Source organism: Streptomyces sp. TSRI0281, assembly GCF_001905125.1.
Classification (GTDB): Bacteria; Actinomycetota; Actinomycetes; order Streptomycetales; family Streptomycetaceae; genus Streptomyces.
Window position 1 is genome coordinate 283,040 of record NZ_LWLE01000038.1, and the last position, 21,233, is coordinate 304,272.

The window sequence follows — 21,233 nt, forward strand, 5'->3', positions numbered from 1 at the left end:
GGGCCTGCTCCGTACGGCCCAGTCGCTCACCGCCCGGGAGGCACCGCCGTCGGCGCCATCGGCGGCAGCGGGAGGGGGAGTCCCGGCAGCCCGTCGATGCTCGTGGCGATGTCCGGCTTCTTCTCGAAGTACGCGCTGAGGCTCTCGTCGTCCTCGCGCCGGAACCGGTCGGCGTGCAACGGGCGGTCCTGGTCGTACGAGAGGTGGGGCACCGCGAATCCGCAGGTGTCCCGGATCAGTTCGGCCCGCACGACGATGATCGCGCGCAGCCCGTGCGGGGTGGGGTCGACACCGGGGAAGTGGTCCAGGAGCCCGGTGAACCGCGCATCGTCGCGGAAGACCGGCTCACCGCGGCCGTGCACCCGCACGATGGTGGGCGGTCCCTGGAAGGCGCACCACATCAGCGTGATGCGCCCGTTCTCGCGCAGGTGGGCGATGGTCTCCGCGTTGCTCCCGGCGAAGTCCAGGTAGGCCACGGTCCGTTCGTCGACCACGGCGAACGAGCCGCTGACGCCCTTGGGGGAGAGGTTGACCGTGCCGTCGGCGTCCAGGGGAGCGGTCGCCGTGAAGAACAGGGGCTGCTCCTCGATGAAGGTCCTCAGCCGTCCGTCGATGCGTTCATATGTCTTTCCCATGGTGTCGAGTATCGGCGGCGAAGGCCCGTCTGCCGAGAGATGAAGGCCCGCCTGCCGAGGGATGAAGGCCCGCCTGCCGAGGGATATGGCACGACACATCACCGCCGCACGTCTCTGACCAGCGGTTTTGACAAAGCATACGGAGGACTGCATAGTTATACCCATCAGTGATTGCACCGTAAGGAGAAACCCGTGACCGAGCGCGTCGTACTCGCCTACTCGGGCGGCCTGGACACCTCCGTCGCCATCGGCTGGATCGCCGAGGAGACGGGCGCCGAGGTCATCGCCGTTGCCGTGGACGTCGGCCAGGGCGGCGAGGACCTGGACGTCATCCGCAAGCGCGCGCTCGCCTGCGGTGCCGTCGAAGCCGAGGTCGCGGACGCGAAGGACGAGTTCGCCGAGGAGTACTGCCTCCCCGCGATCAAGGCCAACGCCCTCTACATGGACCGCTACCCGCTGGTCTCCGCCCTCTCCCGGCCGACCATCGTCAAGCACCTCGTCGCCGCCGCGAAGAAGCACAACGCGGGCGTCGTCGCCCACGGCTGCACCGGCAAGGGCAACGACCAGGTCCGCTTCGAGGCCGGCATCTCGGCCCTCGGCCCCGACCTGAAGTGCATCGCCCCGGTCCGTGACTACGCGATGACCCGGGACAAGGCGATCGCCTTCTGCGAGGAGAAGAACCTCCCGATCGCGACCACCAAGAAGTCCCCGTACTCCATCGACCAGAACGTCTTCGGGCGCGCCGTCGAGACGGGCTTCCTGGAGGACATCTGGAACGCGCCGATCGAGGACATCTACGAGTACACCGAGAACCCGGCCGCCGTGCGCGAGGCCGACGAGGTCGTCATCTCCTTCAAGGAGGGCGTCCCGGTCGCCATCGACGGCAAGCCGGTCACCGTGCTCCAGGCGATCCAGCAGCTCAACGAGCGGGCCGGCGGCCAGGGCGTCGGCCGGATCGACATGGTCGAGGACCGGCTCGTGGGCATCAAGTCCCGCGAGGTGTACGAGGCTCCCGGCGCGATCGCCCTGATCACCGCCCACCAGGAGCTGGAGAACGTCACCGTCGAGCGCGAACTGGCCCGCTACAAGCGCCAGGTCGAGCAGCGCTGGGGCGAGATGGTCTACGACGGCCTGTGGTTCTCCCCGCTCAAGCGCGCCCTGGACGGCTTCATCAACGAGGCCAACCAGCACGTCACCGGTGACATCCGGATGACCCTGCACGCCGGCCGCGCCGTCGTCACGGGTCGCAGGTCCGAGCAGTCGCTGTACGACTTCAACCTCGCCACCTACGACTCGGGCGATACGTTCGACCAGTCCAAGGCGCAGGGCTTCATCGAGATCTTCGGCCTTTCGTCGAAGATCGCCGCCAAGCGTGACCTGGTCTGACCGCCACCTGTTACGTCACCGCCTCCCCGTTCCTTCGCGGCGGGGAGGCGGTCGCACATCCACCCCCTTGTTCTCCGAGGAGCACGCAGTGAGCAACGGCACCGGCAACGGCAACAGCGACGTACGCCTCTGGGGCGCCCGCTTCGCCGACGGCCCGGCCGAGGCGCTGGCCAAGCTGTCCGCGTCCGTCCACTTCGACTGGCGGCTCGCGCCGTACGACATCGCCGGCTCCCGCGCCCACGCGCGTGTCCTCAACAAGGCGGGACTGCTCACCGAGGACGAGCTGACCCGGATGACCGCCGGTCTCGACCGGCTCGAAGCCGATGTCGCCGACGGATCCTTCACCGGCACCATCGCCGACGAGGACGTCCACACCGCGCTGGAGCGCGGCCTGCTGGAGCGCCTCGGCCCCGACCTCGGTGGCAAACTGCGGGCCGGCCGCTCCCGCAACGACCAGATCGCCACGCTCTTCCGGATGTACCTGCGCGACCACGCCCGGATCATCGGCTCACTGATCGCCGACCTCCAGGACGCCCTGGTCGGTCTCGCCGAGGCACACCCGGACGTGGCCATGCCCGGCCGTACACACCTCCAGCACGCCCAGCCCGTCCTCTTCGCCCACCATGTGCTGGCCCACGTCCAGTCCCTGACCCGGGACGCCGAGCGGCTGCGCCAGTGGGACGAGCGGACCGCCGTGTCCCCGTACGGCTCCGGAGCGCTCGCCGGGTCCTCGCTCGGCCTCGACCCGGAGGCGGTCGCCGCCGACCTCGGCTTCGAGCGCGGCTCGGTGGCCAACTCCATCGACGGCACGGCCTCGCGGGACTTCGTCGCCGAATTCGCCTTCATCACCGCGATGATCGGCGTCAACCTCTCCCGGATCGCGGAGGAGGTCATCATCTGGAACACGAAGGAGTTCTCCTTCGTCACCCTGCACGACGCCTTCTCCACCGGCTCGTCGATCATGCCGCAGAAGAAGAACCCGGACATCGCCGAGCTGGCGCGCGGCAAGTCCGGCCGTCTGATCGGCAATCTGACGGGCCTGATGGCCACGCTGAAGGCCCTCCCGCTCGCGTACAACCGTGACCTCCAGGAAGACAAGGAGCCGGTCTTCGACTCCTGCGACCAGCTCGAAGTCCTGCTGCCCGCCTTCACCGGCATGATGGCCACGCTCACCGTCAACCGGGAGCGCATGGAGGAGCTGGCCCCGGCCGGCTTCTCGCTCGCCACCGACATCGCCGAGTGGCTGGTCAAGCAGGGCGTCCCGTTCCGGGTCGCACACGAGGTCGCGGGCGAGTGCGTCAAGGAGTGCGAGCAGCACGGCATCGAGCTGGACCAGCTCACCGACGAGCAGTTCGCGAAGATCTCCGAGCACCTCACCCCGGAGGTCCGCACCGTCCTCGACGTGCGCGGCGCCCTCGCCTCCCGCAATGGCCGGGGCGGTACGGCGCCCTCCGCCGTCGCCGTGCAGCTCGCCGAGGTGAAGAGCGACCTGGCGGCCCAGCACGCCTGGGCGACCGCACAGCGGTAGCGGCCACGAGGGGCGCGGCGCCCGCTCAACAGGTGTACGAAGGGCATCGCGGGCTACGTTGGTCGGGACGGAGCAACGGAACCGACCACGAGGAGCCCGCGATGCCCTTCGCCGCCCTGGCCGCCGCGACGACCCCGACCGCTCACATCGGGCTCGGCCTTGCCGCCGTCGGCAGGCCCGGCTACATTAATCTGCACCGCGACCGGGACCTGCCCGCCGACCGGGGCGTCGACGCGCTGCGCGCCCGCACCCATGAGCTCCTGGACGCCGCCTACGCCCAGGGCGTCCGCTACTTCGACGCGGCCCGCTCCTACGGCCGCTCCGAGGAGTTCCTGGCCGGCTGGCTGACCGCCCACCCCGAGGTCTCGGACGTCGTCATCGGCAGCAAATGGGGCTACACCTACACCGCGGACTGGAGCGTCGACGCCGAGGCGCACGAGGTCAAGGACCACAGCCTGTCCATGTACGAGCGCCAGCGCGCCGAGACCGCCGAGCTGCTGGGGGACCGGCTCGACCTCTACCAGATCCACTCGGTGACCGCCGACAGCCCGGCGCTCGACGACAAGGCACTGCACGAGCGCCTCGCCGCGCTCGCCGCCGAGGGCGTCACCGTCGGCCTCTCCACCAGCGGACCCGGTCAGGCCGACGCCATCCGGGCCGCCCTCACCGTCACGGTGGACGGCGAGCCCCTGTTCCGCACCGTCCAGGCCACCTACAACGCGCTGGAGACCTCGGCCGGACCGGCGCTCGCCGAGGCCCATGACGCCGGGCTCACCGTGATCGTCAAGGAGGGCATGGCCAACGGGCGCCTGGCCGGTGCCGAGGCCCCCGCCGTCGTCCAGGAGATCGCCGCCCGGGCCGACGTCGGCAGTGACGCGGTCGCTCTCGCGTTCGTCCTGCGCCGGCCCTGGGCCGGTGTCGTCCTCTCCGGTGCGGCCACCGTGAACCAGCTCTCCGGCAATCTGCACGCCGCCGTCGTCGATCTCGACGAGGAAGGGCGCGACCGGCTCGACGCACTGGTGGAGGAGCCGGAGGCGTACTGGCGCCACCGCTCCACACTGCCGTGGAGCTGACCCGGCCCCGTCGCACCGGCCCGTCGCACGGCCCCGTCAGCGGGGCCTGGACCCGACACTCCTCAAGGACTGATCCCTCAACGGAGCAATCCACCAAGGAGTGATTCCGCACGGACGGGTCCCGCACGGACGGGTCCCGCACGGACCGGTCCTGCACGGACCGTCCGTCAGGGGCCGGTGGCCCCGGCTCCCGCGGCCCAGTCGGCGAGCGCTTCGAAGTCGCCGCGCTCCAGGCCGATGCGCGGATCGATCTGCCGCAGCAGCGCTCGCACCGGGTGATGGGCGGCGACCCACTCCCGGTCCCGGCCGGTGATCTCGTCGTCGACCCAGGCGAACGGCCTTCCGGCCGCGTACTCGACGATGTACCGCGTCTTCCAGTACGTCCCGTCCGGCGCGCTGCCGTGCATCTCGGGCCAGTCGATGTACGGCAGCACGGGCAGCCCGAGATGCGGGCCGATCCACTCGTTGGCCTCGTCCTTCCAGGTGGTGGCCCAGATCAGCTCGTACCGTCCGGCCAGGCTCAGCAGTTCGTCGCCGTGTGCCGGGTTGAGCAGGACGGGAAGGGGAGGGCCCGCGGTCCACCCCGTCGGGCGCATCCGGTGTCTGCGGTATCCGTCCGGCGCCTTGCGGCGGGACAGCGCCGCGTACGGATTGAGCGGACCGTCGATGTCGATCAGCAGCAGCGGCTTCATGCCCTTATGCTGCCCACTTCGCCGTCGCCGCGGCACCGGATATCGCTCAGCGGCATCGGTGGCGGTCTCCGCCGCCACCGCGTCCGGACGTGGCGTGCGGGCAGGGCGGCCCCCCCTCACCTGGTGAGACGTTAATGTCTCACATGGGTTAAGGTCGTCTCATGACTCTCGACCGTGAGCAGGTGCTGCGCAGTGCCGCCGCCCTGCTGACCCATAAATCCACGGCCACCATGGATGAGGTCGCCAAGGCCGCGGGCATCGGCCGCGCCACCCTTCACCGTCATTTCGCCGGGCGGGACGCCCTGGTGAAGGCGCTGGAGGAGCTCGGCATCCGGGAATTCGAAGCGGCCCTGGATGCCGCCGCGCTCGACGAGGGCACCGCCGAGGAAGGGCTGCGCCGCCTCGTCGCGGCCGTCGAGCCCGGTGCCGGGCTGCTTTCCTTCCTCGTCACCGAGAACCAGCTCTTCGAGGGCGATGAGGTGAACGAGGGCTGGAACCGGCTCGACGCCAGGGTCTCCGCCTTCTTCCGGCGCGGTCAGGAACGCGGCGAGTTCCGTATCGACCTCACCCCCGCCTGGCTGACCGAGGCCCTCTACGGGCTCATCGGCACCGGCGCCTGGTCCGTCCAGGTGGGACGGGTCGCCGCACAGGACTTCCAGTACATGATCGTCGAGTTGCTGCTCGGCGGAGCACGGCGGAGCGTGGAGCAATGACCAGCATCGACCAGCACCAGCACACCGCGGACGTCGTACGCCGCCCGGGGCGGTGGATCGCCCTGGCCGTACTCGTGCTCGCCGTGCTGCTGGTGGCCGTCGACGCGACCGTCCTCGGCCTCGCGACCCCGTTCCTCAGCGAGGACCTCGAACCGACCGGCACCCAGTTGCTCTGGATCGGCGATGTCTACTCCTTCGTCATCGCCGGACTCCTCGTCTCCATGGGCAGCCTCGGTGACCGTATCGGCCGCAAGAAGCTGCTGCTGATCGGCGCCGTCGCGTTCGGCGCGGTCTCCGTGCTCAACGCGTACGCGCAGACCCCGGAGATGATGATCCTGGCCCGAGCGCTGCTCGGTGTCGCGGGCGCCACCCTGATGCCGTCCACGCTGGCCCTGATCCGCAACCTCTTCCACGACCCGCGCGAACGCAGCCTCGCCATCGGTATCTGGGGCGCCATGGCCTCCGCGGGCGCGGCCGTCGGCCCCGTCGTCGGCGGATTCCTCCTCGAACACTTCTGGTGGGGATCGGTCTTCCTCATCAACCTGCCCGTCATGGCGGTCCTCGTGGTCGTCGGCATCAAGCTGATCCCCGAGTCGAAGAACCCGGCACCGGGCCCCTGGGACCTGGTCAGTGTCGCGCTCTCCCTGATCGGCATGATCGGAGTCGTGTACGCCATCAAGGAGGTGGCCGCACACGGGGCGAGCTGGGAAGTCGCCGCGTCGGCCGTCATCGGCGTGGCCGCGCTCACCTGGTTCATCCGCAGGCAGCTCAAGCTGCCAGCGCCTCTGCTGGACATGCGGCTCTTCCACCACCGGGGCTTCTCTGGCGCGGTCCTCGCCGACCTGCTGACCATCCTCGGCCTGTCCGGGCTGGTCTTCTTCCTCTCCCAGTTCCTGCAACTGGTCCAGGGCCGCGGCCCGCTGGAAGCCGGGCTCGCCGAACTGCCCGCGGCCGTCGGCGCGGTCACCGCGGGTCTGCTGGCCGGATTCGCGGCCCGCCGTTTCTCGGTCCGCTCCGTGGTCTCCGGCGGACTCGCGGCGGTCGGCCTGGCCCTGGCGTCCGTGACCGTGCTCAGCAAGGACACCGGATACCCGCTGCTCGGCGGGATGCTGCTGGTCGTCGGTGTCGGCGCCGGGTTCGCCTTCACCGTCACCGCCGATGTCATCCTCTCCAGCGTGCCGAAGGAGCAGGCGGGCTCCGCGTCCGCCGTCTCCGAAACGGCGTACGAACTCGGCGCCGCCCTCGGTATCGCCCTGCTCGGATCCATCGTCACCGGCGTCTACCAGGACTTCGTGACTCCGCCGGGCATCCCCTCCGACACGGCGGCGGCCGCCCATGAATCCCTCGGAGGCGCCGTCGAAGCGGCCACCGACCTGCCCGCGGGGCAGGCGGATCCCCTGATCTCGGTGGCCCAGGAGTCGTTCGTCGACGGGCTGCAGCTCGCCGCGGGCGTCGGTGCCTCGGTACTCCTGGCGACCGCCGTCGCCGCCTGGTTCCTGCTGCGGGGCCAGAAGCTGGAGGAGGGCATCGAGCACCCGTAACCACCCGTACGCGTAAGGGCCCGCACCCCCGAGGGGTGCGGGCCCTTACGTCACCGGGTTCAGGCGGCCTTGGCCTTCGTCGCGTAGATGTCCACGTACTCCTGGCCGGACAGCCGCATCACCTCGGCCATCACCGAGTCCGTCACGGCCCGCAGCACATAGCGGTCGCGGTCCATGCCCTCGTAGCGCGAGAACTCCATCGGCTCACCGAAGCGCACCGTGACCTTGCCCGGCCGGGGCAGTCCGGCGCCGCCCGGCTGGAGCTTGTCCGTGCCGATCATCGCGAACGGGATCACCGGCGCGCCCGTCATCAGCGTCAGCCGGGCGATACCCGTACGGCCCCGGTAGAGCCGGCCGTCGGGGGAGCGGGTGCCCTCCGGGTAGATCGCGAAGGCATGGCCCTCGTCCAGCACCCGGCGGCCCGTCATCAGCGCCGCCACACCACCGCGTCCGCCGTCCCGGTCCACCGGGATCATGCCGCAGCCGGTGAAGAACCAGGCCATCAGGCGGCCCTTGAGCCCCTTGCCCGTGACGTACTCGTCCTTGCCGATGTAGAACACCGGCCGGTCGCAGCAGATCGGCATGATCATCGAGTCGATGAACGTGAGGTGGTTGCCCGCGAGGATCACCGGCCCGGACCCGGGGATGTTCTTCGCGCCTTCCACCTGCGGGCGGAACATCAGGCGCAGGATCGGTCCGAGCACTGCCTTGATGACCGTGAGTCGGGACAACGGTTCCTCCGGTGTCGTGGCCGGGCCGGCCGAGGTGCGATGAGGGTCTGTGCGGGTGAGGGTCTGTGCAGGTGAGGACGATACTCGCGGGTACCGCCCGATCGCACATCGGGTTCACGAAGTGGATACGCAGTGTTGACGCGTGTTTGCGCCATGTTCGCCCCGGGGCTGCCGGGCGGACGGCCCGGCTGCCTACGATCGGCCCTCGCTCGACAGGTGCCAGACACTACAGCCAGGAGCATTCATGACAGAGCGTGCGCAGACGAGTCCCGGCCGGCGAACCCTTCTGGGCGCGGCCGTCCTCGGTACGGCGGCCCTGGGACTGCCCGCCGCGGCGCAGGCCGCCGAGCGTGGCCGCGGCGGCCACGGCAACGGCCACGGCTCCCTCCGGGACCTGCCCGTACCGACCGTCATAGGCCACCGGGGCGCCAGCGGCTACCGCCCCGAGCACACCCTCGGCTCCTACCAGCTGGCCCTGGACATGGGCGCACACATCGTCGAGCAGGACCTCGTGCCGACGAAGGACGGTCACCTCGTGTGCCGCCACGAGAACGACATCACCGCCACCACCGATGTCGCCGACCACCCCGAGTTCGCGAGCCGCAAGGTCACCAAGAAGATCGACGGGATTCCCCTCACCGGCTGGTTCACCGAGGACTTCACACTGGCCGAGCTGAAGACGCTGCGTGCCAAGGAGCGCATCCCGGGCAACCGCCAGAGGAACACCCTCTACGACGGCCGCTGGGAGATCCCCACCTTCGAGGAGGTCCTGCGCTGGGCCGACAAGGAGGGCCGCAGGCGCGGCAGGCCGGTCTGGCTGTACGTCGAGACCAAGCACCCCACGTACTTCCGCGGCCTGGGCCTCGGCCTGGAGGAGCCGCTGGCCCGGCTGCTGCGCCGCTACCGCCGCCACCGCGCGGACGCTCCGCTCATTCTCCAGTCCTTCGAGCCGGGCTCCATCCAGCGGCTGTCCAGGCTCGTCGCCACCCCGCGCGTCGTCCTGCTGTCCGGACCCAAGGAGCGCCCCTGGGACTTCGTGGAGGCCAATGACCCCCGTACGGTCGCCGACCTCGTCAAGCCGGCCGGCCTGAAGTGGATGGCGTCGTTCGCGCAGGGCATCGGTCCCACCCTGGACCTGATCATTCCCAAGGACGCCTCGGGCCGGCTGACCACGCCGACCACGCTGGTGAAGGACGCGCACGCGCAGGGCCTGCTCCTCCACCCGTACACGATGCGCAACGAGAACACCTTCCTGCCCGCCGACTTCCGCCGGGGCACCGACCCCCACGCGTACGGCGACGCGTTCGGCGCCTTCCGGGCGTACTTCGCCACCGGTATCGACGGAGTGTTCTCCGACAACCCGGACACCGCGCTGCTCGCGGCGGCGGACTTCGCCCGGAACTGACGTACCCCTCCGGCCCGCCGAGCACCGCACGCCGTCAGCCGCCGTCGTCAGCCACCCGACCGGGCATGCCCCGGTCGGGTGGTGCTCCCGGCACACGGCAACCGGCTGCCCGCGGGGCACGTCCGCTGGGGCATGACCCTTCTCGATCATGCTCCGGCCGCCGTCGCCTCCCCGGCCGCCGTCGCCTCCCCGTCCGCCGCTACCGGGAGCGCCGCCCCCGCCCTCGTCGTCCGCGCCCTGCGCCCCCTGGTGCGCGCGGAGGCCTCGGCCGAGGCGCCCGCCGCCGCCCTCGACCCCGCCGACCTCGAACAGGCCGTATGGCTGCGGCTGCTGGAACGTCTGGCGACGGCCGGACCACCGGACGACTCGGCCCGCTGGGTGCGCGACTCCGTACGGGCGGAGGCCCGCCGAGGCCGCCGCACGGCCCGGCACGAGCACCCGTACGCCCGGGTGGAACCCCGCGCCGATCCGGCCGGCTGCCCGGAGCGGGCCGCCCTGGGCGCGGCCGAACGCCGGGCGCTGCGTGCGGCCGTGGCCCGGCTGCCCCGGCGCTGCTCCCGGCTGCTGGAGGCGATGCTCGCCCCCGGCGATCCGACCTACCGGGAAATCGCAGGGGAGTTGGGTATGTCACAGGGCAGTTTGGGTCCGATGCGTTCCCGTTGCCTTGGATGTCTGCGCAGAATGCTGGCGGCGGAGGTTGTTGCTCCTGAACCGCGGGGATAGGAGCGGTAGACAACCGGCGGACAGGTGAGCGGGAGGCATGCGCACATGGGCATGAGTGTGACCATCTCGGCGGCGACGGCACAGGACGTCGAGCAGATCTTCAGGCTCCAGTACCTCTGCTTCCAGAGCGAGGCGGAGCTCTACGACAACTACCGGATAGACCCTCTCGTCCAGAGTCTCGAATCGGTGCGCGGTGAAGTCGCCGCGGATCTGGTGTTCGTGGCCAGGCTGGGCGAGGAAGTGGTCGGCTCGGTACGCGGATTCATCGACCGGGACGGTACGGGCCAGATCTCCAGGCTCTGCGTCCACCCCCGGCTCCAGGGACACGGCCTCGGCGCCCGTCTGCTGGGGGCCGCGGAGGCGGGCCTGGCCGCGGACCGGTCGGCCACCCGCTTCCGGCTGCACACCGGCCATCGCAGCGAGAACAATCTGCGGCTCTACCGCAGGGCGGGATACGCGCAGGTCGGGGCCGCCACCGGTGCGGACGGGGTGCGGATGCTCCTGCTGGAGAAGGACGCGGAGGCACGGGCCTACGTGGCCAGCGCCTGACGGACCGGTCCGGCCCGTCCGGGGTCTCCCGGAACGGTGCGCGAGGCCCTAGACGGTCCTGGCGCGGCGCAGCCAGATCATCCCGGTGACCGGCAGGATCACCGGGATGAACAGGTAGCCCATCCCGAAGTCCGACCAGACGGTCGCATCGGGGAAGGCGGACGGCTCCACCAGCGTCCACGTACCGACCACGAGCACTCCCGCGAGTTCGGCGGCGCAGCACACCAGCGCCGCCTTTCGGGCCTTCTCCCCGCCCCGCACCAGCGAGTACGTGATGAAGCCGTACACGAGGGCCGCGACGGCCGACAGGACATAGGCCAGCGGCGCCTTGTCGAAGTCCAGGATCATCTCGACGACGGAGCGGGATGCGGCCGCCACGGTGAACACGCCGTAGAACCAGACCAGCACCCGTCCGGGACCGGTGCCCAGCTCGAAGGACTGCTTCGGGGGAGCCCCGGGGCGTTCGGTGTCGGTCACGGTCAGTTTCCCCAGATGTCGTAGAGCCGCACTTCGAGCACCGCCAGCACGACCGCGCCCGCCGCCACCGTGACCGAACCCCAGCGGGTCCGCTCGGTCAGCGACAGGAAACCGGCGGCCGGTACGGCGGCGAAGGAACCGATCAGATAGGCGATGAAGATCGTCATGCCCTGCTCCGGCCGCTCGCCGCGGGCCAGCTGCACGATTCCCACCACCAGCTGGGCCAGGGCCAGCACCGAGACGACGGCCATCCCGATGAAGTGCCAGTCCTTCGTGGGCTGGTCCCGGTAGGCGGCGAATCCGCACCAGGCGGCGAGGGCGAGCGCGGACACGGCGACCGCGACCGTCAGGGCGTCAAGCATGAAGCGAGGGTATTACGGAGCCGCCGGACCTCCGCGAGGGGCCCGGTGCCCCTCACGCCCGAAGGCCCGTGCCGCGGCAACGGATCCCGTCACGCTCACGGTCGCGGGATCGTGGCCTTGGCCACAGCGGCCCTCCCCGTCACACCGGCCCAGGCGACCGCCCCCACCTCCCGCCCCCTTGTATCGGCGCAGGTCACAGACGCGCGAGGAGAGAATCCCCGCTTTCCCCGCGCCGTTGCGCGCGGCCATCCACGGCTGTCCGCTATCCGGACAGCCGGGATCGGGGAGTCGTTACGTCTGTTTTACTTGGGACATGACCACGACGAGCAGCCGCATCCTTGCGACCGAGGCGATCAGCGCGCCCGGTGCTCGTTGTATGTGTCGAATGCGCGCCTTCTGAGGGCCCCCGCCTGAGCCTCGCGCCCCGAAGCGAGTCCGAGCCTGCGCCGTTTGCACCCAATGGAACGAGCCCGCCCGAGCCTGCGCCGCCTGCCGGCCTTCCGCCGCGGCCGGCCATGCCGAGACCCACCGGCAGACCAGCCCGAACAGTCTCTTCAGACGAATGCCCCGTGCCCGGCGGACACCGCGCCGCGCACTCGACAGTGACGGAAACCCCTGTGATCACCACTACGGGCCTCACGAAGGTCTACCAGTCGCGCGGCCGTGAGGTCACCGCACTCGACGGCGTCGACCTGCACGTCCGCGAGGGCGAGGTCTACGGCGTCATCGGACAGAGCGGCGCCGGGAAGTCCTCCCTGATCCGCTGCGTCAACCTGCTGGAGCGGCCCACGTCCGGCACCGTCACGGTGGCCGGCCAGGACCTCACCGCGCTCGCCGGCCGAGGCCGCCGCGCCGGCCAGGAGCTGCGCGAGGCGCGCAGCCGTATCGGCATGGTCTTCCAGCACTTCAACCTCCTGGCCTCGCGCAATGTGCGGGACAACGTGGAACTCCCGCTGGAGATCCTCGGCGTCTCCGGCCAGGCCCGCACCCGTAAGGCACTCGAACTTCTCGACCTCGTCGGCCTCACCGACAAGGCGAAGGCCTACCCCGGCCAGCTCTCCGGCGGTCAGAAGCAGCGCGTCGGCATCGCCCGCGCCCTGGCCGGCGACCCCAAGGTGCTGCTCTCGGACGAGGCGACCTCCGCGCTGGACCCCGAGACCACCCGCTCCATCCTCTCGCTGCTGCGCGACCTCAACCAGCAGCTGGGCCTCACCGTCCTGCTCATCACGCACGAGATGGACGTCGTCAAGACGGTCTGCGACTCCGCCGCGCTGATGCGGCGCGGCCGCATCGTCGAGTCCGGCACCGTCGGGGAACTGCTCGCCACCCCCGGCTCCGAACTGGCCCACGAGCTGTTCCCGGTCGGCGGCGCCGCCTCCGGCCCCGACCGCACCGTCGTCGACGTCACCTTCCACGGGGAGGCCGCGAGCCGGCCGGTGATCTCCCAGCTCTCGCGTACGTACAACATCGACATCTCCATCCTCGGAGCCGCGATGGACACCGTCGGCGGCAACCAGATCGGCCGGATGCGCATCGAGCTGCCCGGCCGCTTCGAGGACAACGTCGTACCGATCGGCTTCCTGCGCGAGCAGGGCCTCCAGGCCGAGGTCGTGGACGCCGAGGCCCCCGCCGTACCGGAACAGGCATCCGCCCCGCTCACCCAGGAGGTCGCCAAGTGACCTGGTCCGAAATGCAGCCACTGCTGACCCAGGGCACCGTCGACACCCTCTACATGGTGCTGTGGTCCGCGGTCGTCACCGTGCTGGTCGGTCTTCCGCTCGGTGTCCTGCTGGTCCTCACCGACCGGGGCGGACTCCTGCGGAACACGGCGGTCAACAAGGTCATCGGCGTGATCGTGAACATCGGCCGCTCGCTGCCGTTCATCATCCTGCTGATCGCCCTGATCCCCTTCACCACCTGGGTCGTCGGCACCTTCATCGGCCCGACGGCGATGATCGTGCCGCTCGCCGTGGGCGCCATCCCGTTCTTCGCCCGGCTCGTCGAGACGGCGGTCCGCGAGGTCGATCACGGGCTCGTCGAAGCCGTCCAGTCGATGGGCGGCTCCATCCCGACGATCGTCCGCAAGGTGCTGCTGCCGCAGGCGCTGCCCTCGCTCGTCTCCGGCGTCACCACCACCGTCATCGTGCTCATCGGCTACTCGGCGATGGCGGGCGCGGTCGGCGGCGAAGGGCTCGGCTCGAAGGCCGTCACCTACGGATTCCAGCGCTTCGACAACCAGTTCATGCTCATCACCGTCGCGCTGCTGATCGTCATCGTGACCGTGATCCAGCTGATCGGCGACGGAGTGGTGCGCCTGCTGGCCCGCCGGGGCCGCACCCTCTCCTGACGCCCCCCGACTTTCTCTCCCCCCAAGCCCGAACTCCTTGTCCGGGCGCACCACCTCATCACCGAAAGAGGCACTCTTCGTGCGTAAGAACATCAAGATCACCGCGGCTGCCGCCGCCACCGCCGCCCTCGCCCTGGGCCTCAGCGCCTGCGGTACGGACTCCGACCCGGCGTCCAAGGGCGACACCGGCGCCAAGGCCGACACCTCCAAGGCGCTCGTCGTCGCCGCGTCCCCGACGCCGCACGCCGACATCCTCGGCTTCGTCCAGAAGAACCTGGCGGCCAAGGAAGGTCTCAAGCTGGAGGTCAAGGAGTTCACGGACTACGTCCTGCCGAACACCGCCACCGAGACCGGCCAGGTCGACGCCAACTTCTTCCAGCACCAGCCCTACCTGGACGACTTCAACAAGAAGAACAACACCCACCTCGTCTCCGTCGGCACGGTGCACCTGGAGCCCCTGGGCCTGTACTCCAAGAAGGTCAAGGACCTGGGCGACCTCAAGTCCGGTCAGACCATCGCCGTACCGAACGACACCACCAATGAGGGCCGCGCCCTCCAGCTGCTCGCCCAGAACGGTCTGATCACCCTCAAGGACGGCGTCGGCACCGACGCCAAGCTGAGCGACATCACCGACAAGAAGGGCCTGGAGTTCAAGGAGCTGGAGGCCGCCACCGTGCCCCGCGCCCTGAACGACGTCGACGCCGCCGTCATCAACGGCAACTACGCCATCGAGGCGAAGCTCAAGCCCTCCAAGGACTCCCTGGCGCTGGAGAAGGCCGACGGCAACCCGTACGCCAACATCATCGCCGTGAAGAAGGGCAACGAGAAGGACGCCCGCGTCCAGAAGCTCATCAAGCTCCTCAACTCCGACGAGGTCAAGAAGTTCATCGAGGACACCTACCAGGGCTCGGTCATCCCGGCCTTCGGTACCCCCGCCAAGTCCTGACCTCTGCCGGGTACTTGCGAACGGAGCCCCGCGCCCTCCCCTCGGGGAAGGCGCGGGGCTCCGCCGTGCGGACCCGCCCATGCACAACGTCGGCCCGATGCTGCATGCTGTGCTTTTACCCGGTCTTCGGCATGGAGCTGCGCATGACTACCACCTTTCCGTCCATCTCCATCAGCACGGACAGGTTGGTGATGCGCCCCTTCGAGATGGCCGACATCCCCGCGTACATCGAGATGATGAACGACGAACTCGTCACCGCCTGGACCGACGGACCGCACCCGTACACCCAGGTCGACGCCGAACGCTGGGTCCGCAGGATCGCTCCCGCCGAGCGCACCGCGGGCAACGGCATCGTCCTCGCCGTCACCGAATTCCTCACCCAGCGCCTCGTCGGCTCCGTCCGGCTCCTGAACACCGACTGGCGCACCCTGGCCACCGAGGTCCGCTACATCACCGCCCCCTGGGCGCGCGGCGAGGGTTACGCCACCGAAGCCGTGCTGGCGCTCGCCGAATGGCTCTTCCGCGACCAGCGGTTCGAACGCATCGAGCTGCGCACCCCCGCCGACAACACCGCCTCCCAGCAGGTCGCCCAGAAGCTGGGCTGCATCAGCGAGGGAGTCCTGCGCAACGCCCGGATAGCGCGCACCCGGACCGAGAACGGCACGGACGGCGGCTGGACCGACATCCGGACCGACCTGATCGTCTGGGGCCTGCTCCCCGAGGACCTCGAAGGCGTCGCCGAGGAACTGGCCGACGCCGGTGGCTACGGCACCTACAACGACTGGAACTGACACCGCGCAGCCCCTCGCCGGGTCCCGGCACCGACCGGGTACTCTCACCCTGCCCGCCACCCGTGGGCAACCCCCGCCTGCTACACCCCCAGGAGACAGACGACGATGGCCGACCGGGTCACGGTGATCGGCTGGGACGGCTCGCCACTGACCAGAGCGGCGACGGCGGCGCTCTCGGCCGCCACGCTCGTCGCGGGCGCGGCCCACCACCTCGCACTGCCCGAAGTCCCCGAACGCGCCGAACGCATCCGCCTCGGCAGCGTCGACCTGGCCGCCCGCCGGATCGCCGGACATCGCGGCAGCCCCGTGGTCCTCGCCGACGGCGACCCCGGCTTCTTCGGTGTCGTACGCACCCTGCGCGCCCCCGAGCACGGCCTGGAAGTCGAAGTCGTGCCCGCCGTCTCGTCCGTGGCGACCGCGTTCGCCCGCGCCGGCATGCCCTGGGACGACGCACAGGTCGTCGTCGCCCACCCCCGCACGCTGCGCCGCGCCGTCAACGTCTGCCGCGCCCACCACAAGGTCGCCGTCCTCACCTCACCCGGCGCGGGCCCCGCCGAACTGGCACTCCTCCTCGAAGGCGTGCACCGCACCTTCGTGATCTGCGAGGAGCTCGGCACCGCACGCGAGCAGGTCACGGTCCTCACCTCGGACAAGGCGGCCGACCACGCCTGGCGCGACCCGAACGTCGTCATCGTCATCGGCGGCGGACCCGAGACCAGCCCCACCGGTGCCTGGATCGCCGGCCGTCAGCCCGCCTACCCCCGCGGCGCCCGAGGCTGGGCGCTGCCCGCCGAGGCGTACCGGGACGGCGCGCCGGACCCCGGCGAGGAGAGCGGCGAGGGCGAGTCCCCGGGCCTGCGCGCCGCCCAGCTGGCCCGCCTCGGCCCGCGCACCGGCGACCTGCTCTGGGACATCGGTTCCGGCAGCGGAGCCCTGGCGGTGGAAGCGGCCCGCTTCGGCGCGGCGGTACTGGCCGTGGACAGCGAACGGTCGGCCTGCGACCGTACGGCGGCTGCCGCCCGCGCCTTCGGCGTACCCCTCCAGATCGTCCAGGGGCGCGCCCCGCACATCCTGGAACGGCTGCCCGAACCGGACGTCGTACGGATCGGGGGCGGCGGCGTCCCCGTCGTCACCGCCGTCGCCGACCGGCGCCCGGAACGCATCGTGACCCACGCGTCGACCCGCGACGAGGCGGAGGCGCTCGGAGCCGCGCTCACGGGCAACGGATTCACCGTCGAATGCTCCCTGCTCCAGTCCGTCGAACTCGACACCACCGCGTGGACCGAACGCGAACGGTCCGTGGTCTTCCTGCTCTCCGCACGGCGTTCGGACCTCGCCCCCTGACCTGTGCGGCGTGCCGCGCGGGGTAGGCTGGCCGATCGTTGTACCGCGCCCGGACGTTCGTCGCTTCGTTCGTCAATGTCCGGAAAAGGGGACCGTTTTGGTCCGCACTGTGGTACGGCACATCCCGGGGGACGCGCGAAGTGGCGCAGTCCACAGAGAGCCGTGGCAGAACTTCCTGTCGCGGCGGCGTACGGCCGCGAGAATATGAAGAGGTCCGCGGGCGTTTCGTGCCGCGCGGCGAGCCCGCTCGTTCTTGTTGACGAGCACCGGCGTGCCGTGGTTCGGGCATCCCGGGCGAAGGGCCGAAGGAGCACTGACGATGGGCGAGGGGTACGCATGACTGACACCGGCCAGATCCCGGGCGAGGGACTGCCGGAGAACGCAGGCATGGTGGAGCAGCCGGGCATCCCCGCCCCGGACGCGTACACCTTCCTCGATCCCTCCGAGCACACACCCGAGGACGACGACCTTCTGCTGATGCCGACCTCCCAGGGCGCCTGGAGCGACCCGCAGGCAGCCCCGGCTGTTCCGGGCCAGACCTCGGGAGTCGCCGCGTCCTACGCACCGGCACCGGGCCACGCACCGGCCCCGAACGCCGAGCAGGCCGCACAGCAGGCCCCTGCCCAGGATCAGCACCAGGCACAAGCACAGGTCAGGACCGCGCCGCAGTCCGCGGTGCCCGCGCAGGGCCAGGCCGCGTACGCCACCCAGGCGCCCGGCACCGTCCAGGGCACCCACGAGTCCGGTGGCCGCGACGCCGGTTCCGTCGACCTCGACGGCGTACGGATTCCGGGCCCCACGCCCGCGCAGACTCCCGCCCAGGTCCCGGTGGCCGCGCACGCCGCGGCTCCCACCCGCCGCCCGCTGCACCGCGGCCCCGCGTCGGACGGGGGCCCGTCGTACGGCGGTACGCCCACCGGCGGTGTGGTCCGCTCGCTCGCCGACCGGGGGCCCGCCGGTGCGCCGCAGGCCCCGGCCCCGATGGCCGCACGGCACGCGGGACCGCCCGCGACGGGTCCCGAGTACTTCGACGCCCCGGCCGAGGAGGCCCCGGTGCTGCCCGGCCCGCAGCTGGGCGAGCTTCCGCCGCAGAGCGGGGCTCCGTGGGGTGCCCAGGCGCCGCAGCAGGCGGCGGAGACACCCGCACCCGAGCAGGCGGTCCAGGCCGTCCAGCCGGAGGCCACGGCCCAGCAGGACCAGGTGATCCCGCCGCAGGCCGCACCGGCAGAAACGGTCGTCCCCGAGCCGACGGAAGCGGAGGCACCGGCGATCCCGGCGGAGGCACCCGCCGAGGCACCGGCGGAGGCACCGGCGGAGGTTCCCGTAGAGGTGCCGGCCGAGGTCTCCGCAGAGGCAGCGACGGCCCCCTCGGCGGACATCCCCGCCGAGACGCCCGCCGAGGCGCCTGTCGAGACCCCGGCGGAGGCTCCCGGCGAGGTCACGTCCGAGGCCGCCCCCACGGTGGAGGAGCCGGTGGAACCCCTCGTACCTGAGGAGGGCTCGGCAACGACTCCGGACCCGGTTCCGGTTCCGGCTCCCGCCCCGGCACCGGTCGTCGAGGCCGAGCTGCCGGAGGCCGTCGTCGAGCCGGCAGCCGCGCCCGAGCCCGAACCGGCCGTCGTCGAGGCGCCCGCCGTCGCCCCCGTGGTGATCGAGCCCGCAGCGGCGCCGATCGCCCCGGAAGCCGAGGAGCCCGGTCCCGCCGAGTTCGCCGTGGAGGCGGCGCCCGTGGAACCGGCGCCCGCCGAGGCCGGACCTGTGGTGACGCAGGAGGCGCCCGCGGTGGTGGCCGCCCCGGAGCCCGTGGCCGCTCCGGAGCCCGTGGTGGAGCCGGAGACGGTGGTGGAGCCGGAGGCCGCCCAGGTCCCTCAGCAGGTCCCCGTACCCGAGGACTTCACGGGGCCCGAGATCATCGAAACCCCGGAACTCGTGGAGCAGGAGCCGGCCGAGGCTCCCCCCGCGGCCGTGCAGCCGGCCGACGCCGTGGCCGCCGAGGAGCAGCCCTCCGAGGAGCCGCCTGCCGAGCAACCGCCCGCGCAGGAGCAGCCCGCCGAGGAGTTCACCCCGCCCGCTCCCGGGTACGACGACGCCGAACGCGAAGCGGTCCTGCGGGTAATGCGGGAGCGCCGCGACATCCGCAACGGCTTCCGCAGCGACCCGATCCCGCACGAGGTCCTGCTCCGCGTCCTCGAAGCCGCGCACACGGCACCGAGCGTGGGCCACTCGCAGCCCTGGGACTTCGTCGTCATCCGCTCCGCGGAGACCCGCCGGTCCATGCACGAACTGGCCCAGCGTCAGCGTGATGCCTACGCCAGCTCGCTCCCCAAGGGCCGGGCCAAGCAGTTCAAGGAACTGAAGATCGAGGCCATCCTCGACACCCCGGTGAACATCGTCGTCACCGCCGACCCCACCCGCGGCGGCCGGCACACCCTCGGCCGGCACACCCAGCCGCAGATGGCCCCGTACTCCTCCGCCCTCGCCGTGGAGAACCTGTGGCTCGCCGCACGGGCCGAGGGCCTCGGCGTCGGCTGGGTCAGCTTCTTCGACGAGCGCGAGATGGTCCGCGCGCTCGGACTGCCCGAGCACCTCGAAGTCGTCGCGTACCTCTGTGTCGGATACGTCGACGAGTTCCCCGAGGAGCCCGAGCTGATGCAGGCGGGCTGGTCCAAGCGCCGCCCGCTGTCCTGGGTCGTGCACGAGGAGACGTACGGGCGGCGCGCCCTGCCCGGCGAGGAGCCGCACGACCTGCTCCAGGAGACCATCTCCACCATCCGCCCGCTGGACGCCAAGGCACTCGGCGAGGCATGGGAACGCCAGAAGCGGATGACCAAGCCGGCCGGTGCGCTCGGCATGCTGGAGATCATCTCCGCCCAGCTGTCCGGACTCTCCCGGATGTGCCCGCCGCCGATCCCCGAGCCCGCGGCCGTCGCGATCTTCGCCGGGGACCACGGGGTGCACGCCCAGGGTGTGACCGCCTGGCCGCAGGAGGTCACGGCCCAGATGGTGGCCAACTTCCTCGGCGGCGGAGCCGTCTGCAACGCCTTCGCGGCCCAGGTCGGCGCCGAGGTCTGCGTGGTCGATGTCGGTGTGGCCTCCGAGCTGCCCGCGACGCCGGGTCTCCTGCCGCGGAAGGTGCGCCCCGGCACGGCGGACTTCACCACCGGTCCCGCACTCAGCCGCGAAGAGGTACTCGCGGCCATCGAGGTCGGCATCGAGACCGCCCGCGACCTGGTGGCCGCGGGCAACAAGGCGCTGCTCACCGGCGAGATGGGCATCGCCAACACCACCGCGTCGGCCGCCCTGATCTGCGTATACACCGGCATCGACGCGGCAGAGGTGACCGGCCGGGGCACCGGGATCAACGACGAGATGCACGCCCGCAAGGTCGATGTCGTCCGCCGGGGGCTCGACCTGCACCGGCCCGACCCGGCCGACCCGATCGGTGTGCTCGCCGCGGTCGGCGGCCTGGAGCACGCCGCGATGGCGGGCTTCCTGCTCGGCGGCGCGTCGCTGCGTACGCCGGTCATCCTGGACGGCGTGAGCGCGGGAGCGGCGGCCCTGGTCGCAAGGGCCATCGCCCCCGAGGCCCTCGCCGCCTGCATCGCCGGTCACCGCAGCGCCGAGCCCGGCCACGTCGCCGCTCTCAACAAGCTGGGCCTGCGCCCGCTGGTCGACCTGGACCTGCGCCTCGGCGAGGGCACGGGCGCCCTGCTCGCGCTCCCGATCGTGCAGAGCGCGGCCCGCGCGATGCACGAGGTGGCGACGTTCGACGCAGCGGGCGTCACGGAGAAGTAACACTCCCCGGCGACCGACCAGCCACCCCCCTACTCCTCAAGCCCGCCCGGCGCTTGAGGAGCGGGGCTCGGGGGCGGAGCCCCGAGTTCAGCGCCGCCAACCCCAGCCCCCCGCCGGCCAACCCCAGCCCACGTCGGCCAACCCCAGCCCGTCCGGCGTTTGAGGACATCTGTTCCCCGAGCCCCAGGGCCGCCG

At 71.2% G+C, this 21,233-nt stretch carries 19 protein-coding genes; 14 read left to right on the top strand and 5 right to left on the bottom strand.

Annotation, left to right across the window (positions count from 1 at the left end):
* Window positions 1-26: 26 nt before the first annotated feature.
* Complete coding sequence (locus A6A29_RS42205) at window positions 27-635, bottom strand: pyridoxamine 5'-phosphate oxidase family protein (RefSeq protein ID WP_073729335.1); 609 nt, start codon at window positions 633-635, stop codon at window positions 27-29.
* 192 nt (window positions 636-827) lie between these two features.
* Between A6A29_RS42205 and A6A29_RS42210 the strand changes: the two genes are divergently transcribed.
* The 3 genes from A6A29_RS42210 (at window position 828) to A6A29_RS42220 (ending at window position 4,622) form a co-directional block, all read left to right on the top strand.
* Complete coding sequence (locus A6A29_RS42210) at window positions 828-2,021, top strand: argininosuccinate synthase (RefSeq protein ID WP_073729337.1); 1,194 nt, start codon at window positions 828-830, stop codon at window positions 2,019-2,021.
* 88 nt (window positions 2,022-2,109) lie between these two features.
* Window positions 2,110-3,549, top strand: coding sequence for an argininosuccinate lyase (gene argH / locus A6A29_RS42215; RefSeq protein ID WP_073729339.1), 1,440 nt, complete (start codon window positions 2,110-2,112; stop codon window positions 3,547-3,549).
* A 101-nt stretch (window positions 3,550-3,650) separates the two neighbouring features.
* Window positions 3,651-4,622, top strand: coding sequence for an aldo/keto reductase (locus A6A29_RS42220; RefSeq protein ID WP_073729341.1), 972 nt, complete (start codon window positions 3,651-3,653; stop codon window positions 4,620-4,622).
* A 167-nt stretch (window positions 4,623-4,789) separates the two neighbouring features.
* Here the strand turns inward: A6A29_RS42220 and A6A29_RS42225 are convergent, their stop codons facing one another.
* Window positions 4,790-5,314 carry an HAD domain-containing protein gene (locus A6A29_RS42225; protein WP_073729343.1) on the bottom strand — a complete coding sequence of 175 codons (525 nt, stop codon included), beginning with the start codon at window positions 5,312-5,314 and terminating at the stop codon, window positions 4,790-4,792.
* Window positions 5,315-5,475: 161 nt separating this feature from the next.
* On the opposite strand from A6A29_RS42225, the gene A6A29_RS42230 reads away from it, so the two are divergent.
* Together A6A29_RS42230 and A6A29_RS42235 are read left to right on the top strand one after the other, a co-directional pair.
* Window positions 5,476-6,027 (top strand): TetR/AcrR family transcriptional regulator, encoded by a 552-nt coding sequence (locus A6A29_RS42230; protein WP_073729345.1) that lies wholly within the window; start codon window positions 5,476-5,478, stop codon window positions 6,025-6,027.
* On the top strand, window positions 6,024-7,568 hold the full coding sequence (locus A6A29_RS42235; RefSeq protein WP_073729347.1) for an MFS transporter: 1,545 nt from the start codon (window positions 6,024-6,026) through the stop codon (window positions 7,566-7,568). The genes A6A29_RS42230 and A6A29_RS42235 overlap by 4 nt, the downstream gene beginning before the upstream one ends.
* Window positions 7,569-7,627: 59 nt before the next feature.
* Here A6A29_RS42235 and A6A29_RS42240 read toward each other — a convergent pair whose 3' ends face one another.
* On the bottom strand, window positions 7,628-8,299 hold the full coding sequence (locus A6A29_RS42240; RefSeq protein ID WP_073729349.1) for a lysophospholipid acyltransferase family protein: 672 nt from the start codon (window positions 8,297-8,299) through the stop codon (window positions 7,628-7,630).
* 244 nt (window positions 8,300-8,543) lie between these two features.
* Between A6A29_RS42240 and A6A29_RS42245 the strand changes: the two genes are divergently transcribed.
* The 3 genes from A6A29_RS42245 (at window position 8,544) to A6A29_RS42255 (ending at window position 10,976) form a co-directional block, all read left to right on the top strand.
* Complete coding sequence (locus A6A29_RS42245) at window positions 8,544-9,704, top strand: glycerophosphodiester phosphodiesterase (RefSeq protein ID WP_073729351.1); 1,161 nt, start codon at window positions 8,544-8,546, stop codon at window positions 9,702-9,704.
* A gap of 132 nt (window positions 9,705-9,836) precedes the next feature.
* Window positions 9,837-10,427, top strand: a complete 591-nt coding sequence (locus A6A29_RS42250) for a sigma-70 family RNA polymerase sigma factor (protein ID WP_198953586.1) — start codon at window positions 9,837-9,839, stop codon at window positions 10,425-10,427.
* Between the two features lie 45 nt (window positions 10,428-10,472).
* The gene (locus tag A6A29_RS42255) at window positions 10,473-10,976 is read left to right on the top strand and encodes a GNAT family N-acetyltransferase (protein ID WP_073729353.1); all 504 of its coding nucleotides are present in this window, start codon (window positions 10,473-10,475) and stop codon (window positions 10,974-10,976) included.
* Window positions 10,977-11,024: 48 nt separating this feature from the next.
* Here the strand turns inward: A6A29_RS42255 and A6A29_RS42260 are convergent, their stop codons facing one another.
* Both A6A29_RS42260 and A6A29_RS42265 read right to left on the bottom strand, forming a co-directional pair.
* Entirely contained in the window at window positions 11,025-11,453 is a 429-nt protein-coding gene (locus A6A29_RS42260; RefSeq protein WP_073729355.1) for a hypothetical protein, read from the bottom strand.
* Between the two features lie 2 nt (window positions 11,454-11,455).
* Window positions 11,456-11,815: a hypothetical protein gene (locus tag A6A29_RS42265; protein ID WP_073729357.1), complete on the bottom strand. Its 360-nt coding sequence runs from the start codon at window positions 11,813-11,815 to the stop codon at window positions 11,456-11,458.
* Between the two features lie 617 nt (window positions 11,816-12,432).
* On the opposite strand from A6A29_RS42265, the gene A6A29_RS42270 reads away from it, so the two are divergent.
* From A6A29_RS42270 to cobT, 6 genes are all read left to right on the top strand, one after another.
* Window positions 12,433-13,494 carry a methionine ABC transporter ATP-binding protein gene (locus tag A6A29_RS42270; RefSeq protein WP_073729359.1) on the top strand — a complete coding sequence of 354 codons (1,062 nt, stop codon included), beginning with the start codon at window positions 12,433-12,435 and terminating at the stop codon, window positions 13,492-13,494.
* A complete protein-coding gene (locus tag A6A29_RS42275) occupies window positions 13,491-14,162 on the top strand; it encodes a methionine ABC transporter permease (protein ID WP_073729361.1) in 672 nt (223 codons plus the stop codon). Before A6A29_RS42270 ends, A6A29_RS42275 begins: the two co-directional genes overlap by 4 nt.
* Before the next feature lie 79 nt (window positions 14,163-14,241).
* The gene (locus tag A6A29_RS42280) at window positions 14,242-15,108 is read left to right on the top strand and encodes a MetQ/NlpA family ABC transporter substrate-binding protein (RefSeq protein ID WP_073729363.1); all 867 of its coding nucleotides are present in this window, start codon (window positions 14,242-14,244) and stop codon (window positions 15,106-15,108) included.
* Between the two features lie 104 nt (window positions 15,109-15,212).
* Window positions 15,213-15,899 carry a GNAT family N-acetyltransferase gene (locus A6A29_RS42285; RefSeq protein WP_073729365.1) on the top strand — a complete coding sequence of 229 codons (687 nt, stop codon included), beginning with the start codon at window positions 15,213-15,215 and terminating at the stop codon, window positions 15,897-15,899.
* A gap of 105 nt (window positions 15,900-16,004) precedes the next feature.
* Window positions 16,005-17,243 carry a precorrin-6y C5,15-methyltransferase (decarboxylating) subunit CbiE gene (gene cbiE / locus A6A29_RS42290; protein ID WP_073729367.1) on the top strand — a complete coding sequence of 413 codons (1,239 nt, stop codon included), beginning with the start codon at window positions 16,005-16,007 and terminating at the stop codon, window positions 17,241-17,243.
* Window positions 17,244-17,579: 336 nt separating this feature from the next.
* Entirely contained in the window at window positions 17,580-21,038 is a 3,459-nt protein-coding gene (cobT, locus tag A6A29_RS42295; RefSeq protein ID WP_073729369.1) for a nicotinate-nucleotide--dimethylbenzimidazole phosphoribosyltransferase, read from the top strand.
* The last annotated feature ends 195 nt before the right edge of the window (window positions 21,039-21,233 follow it).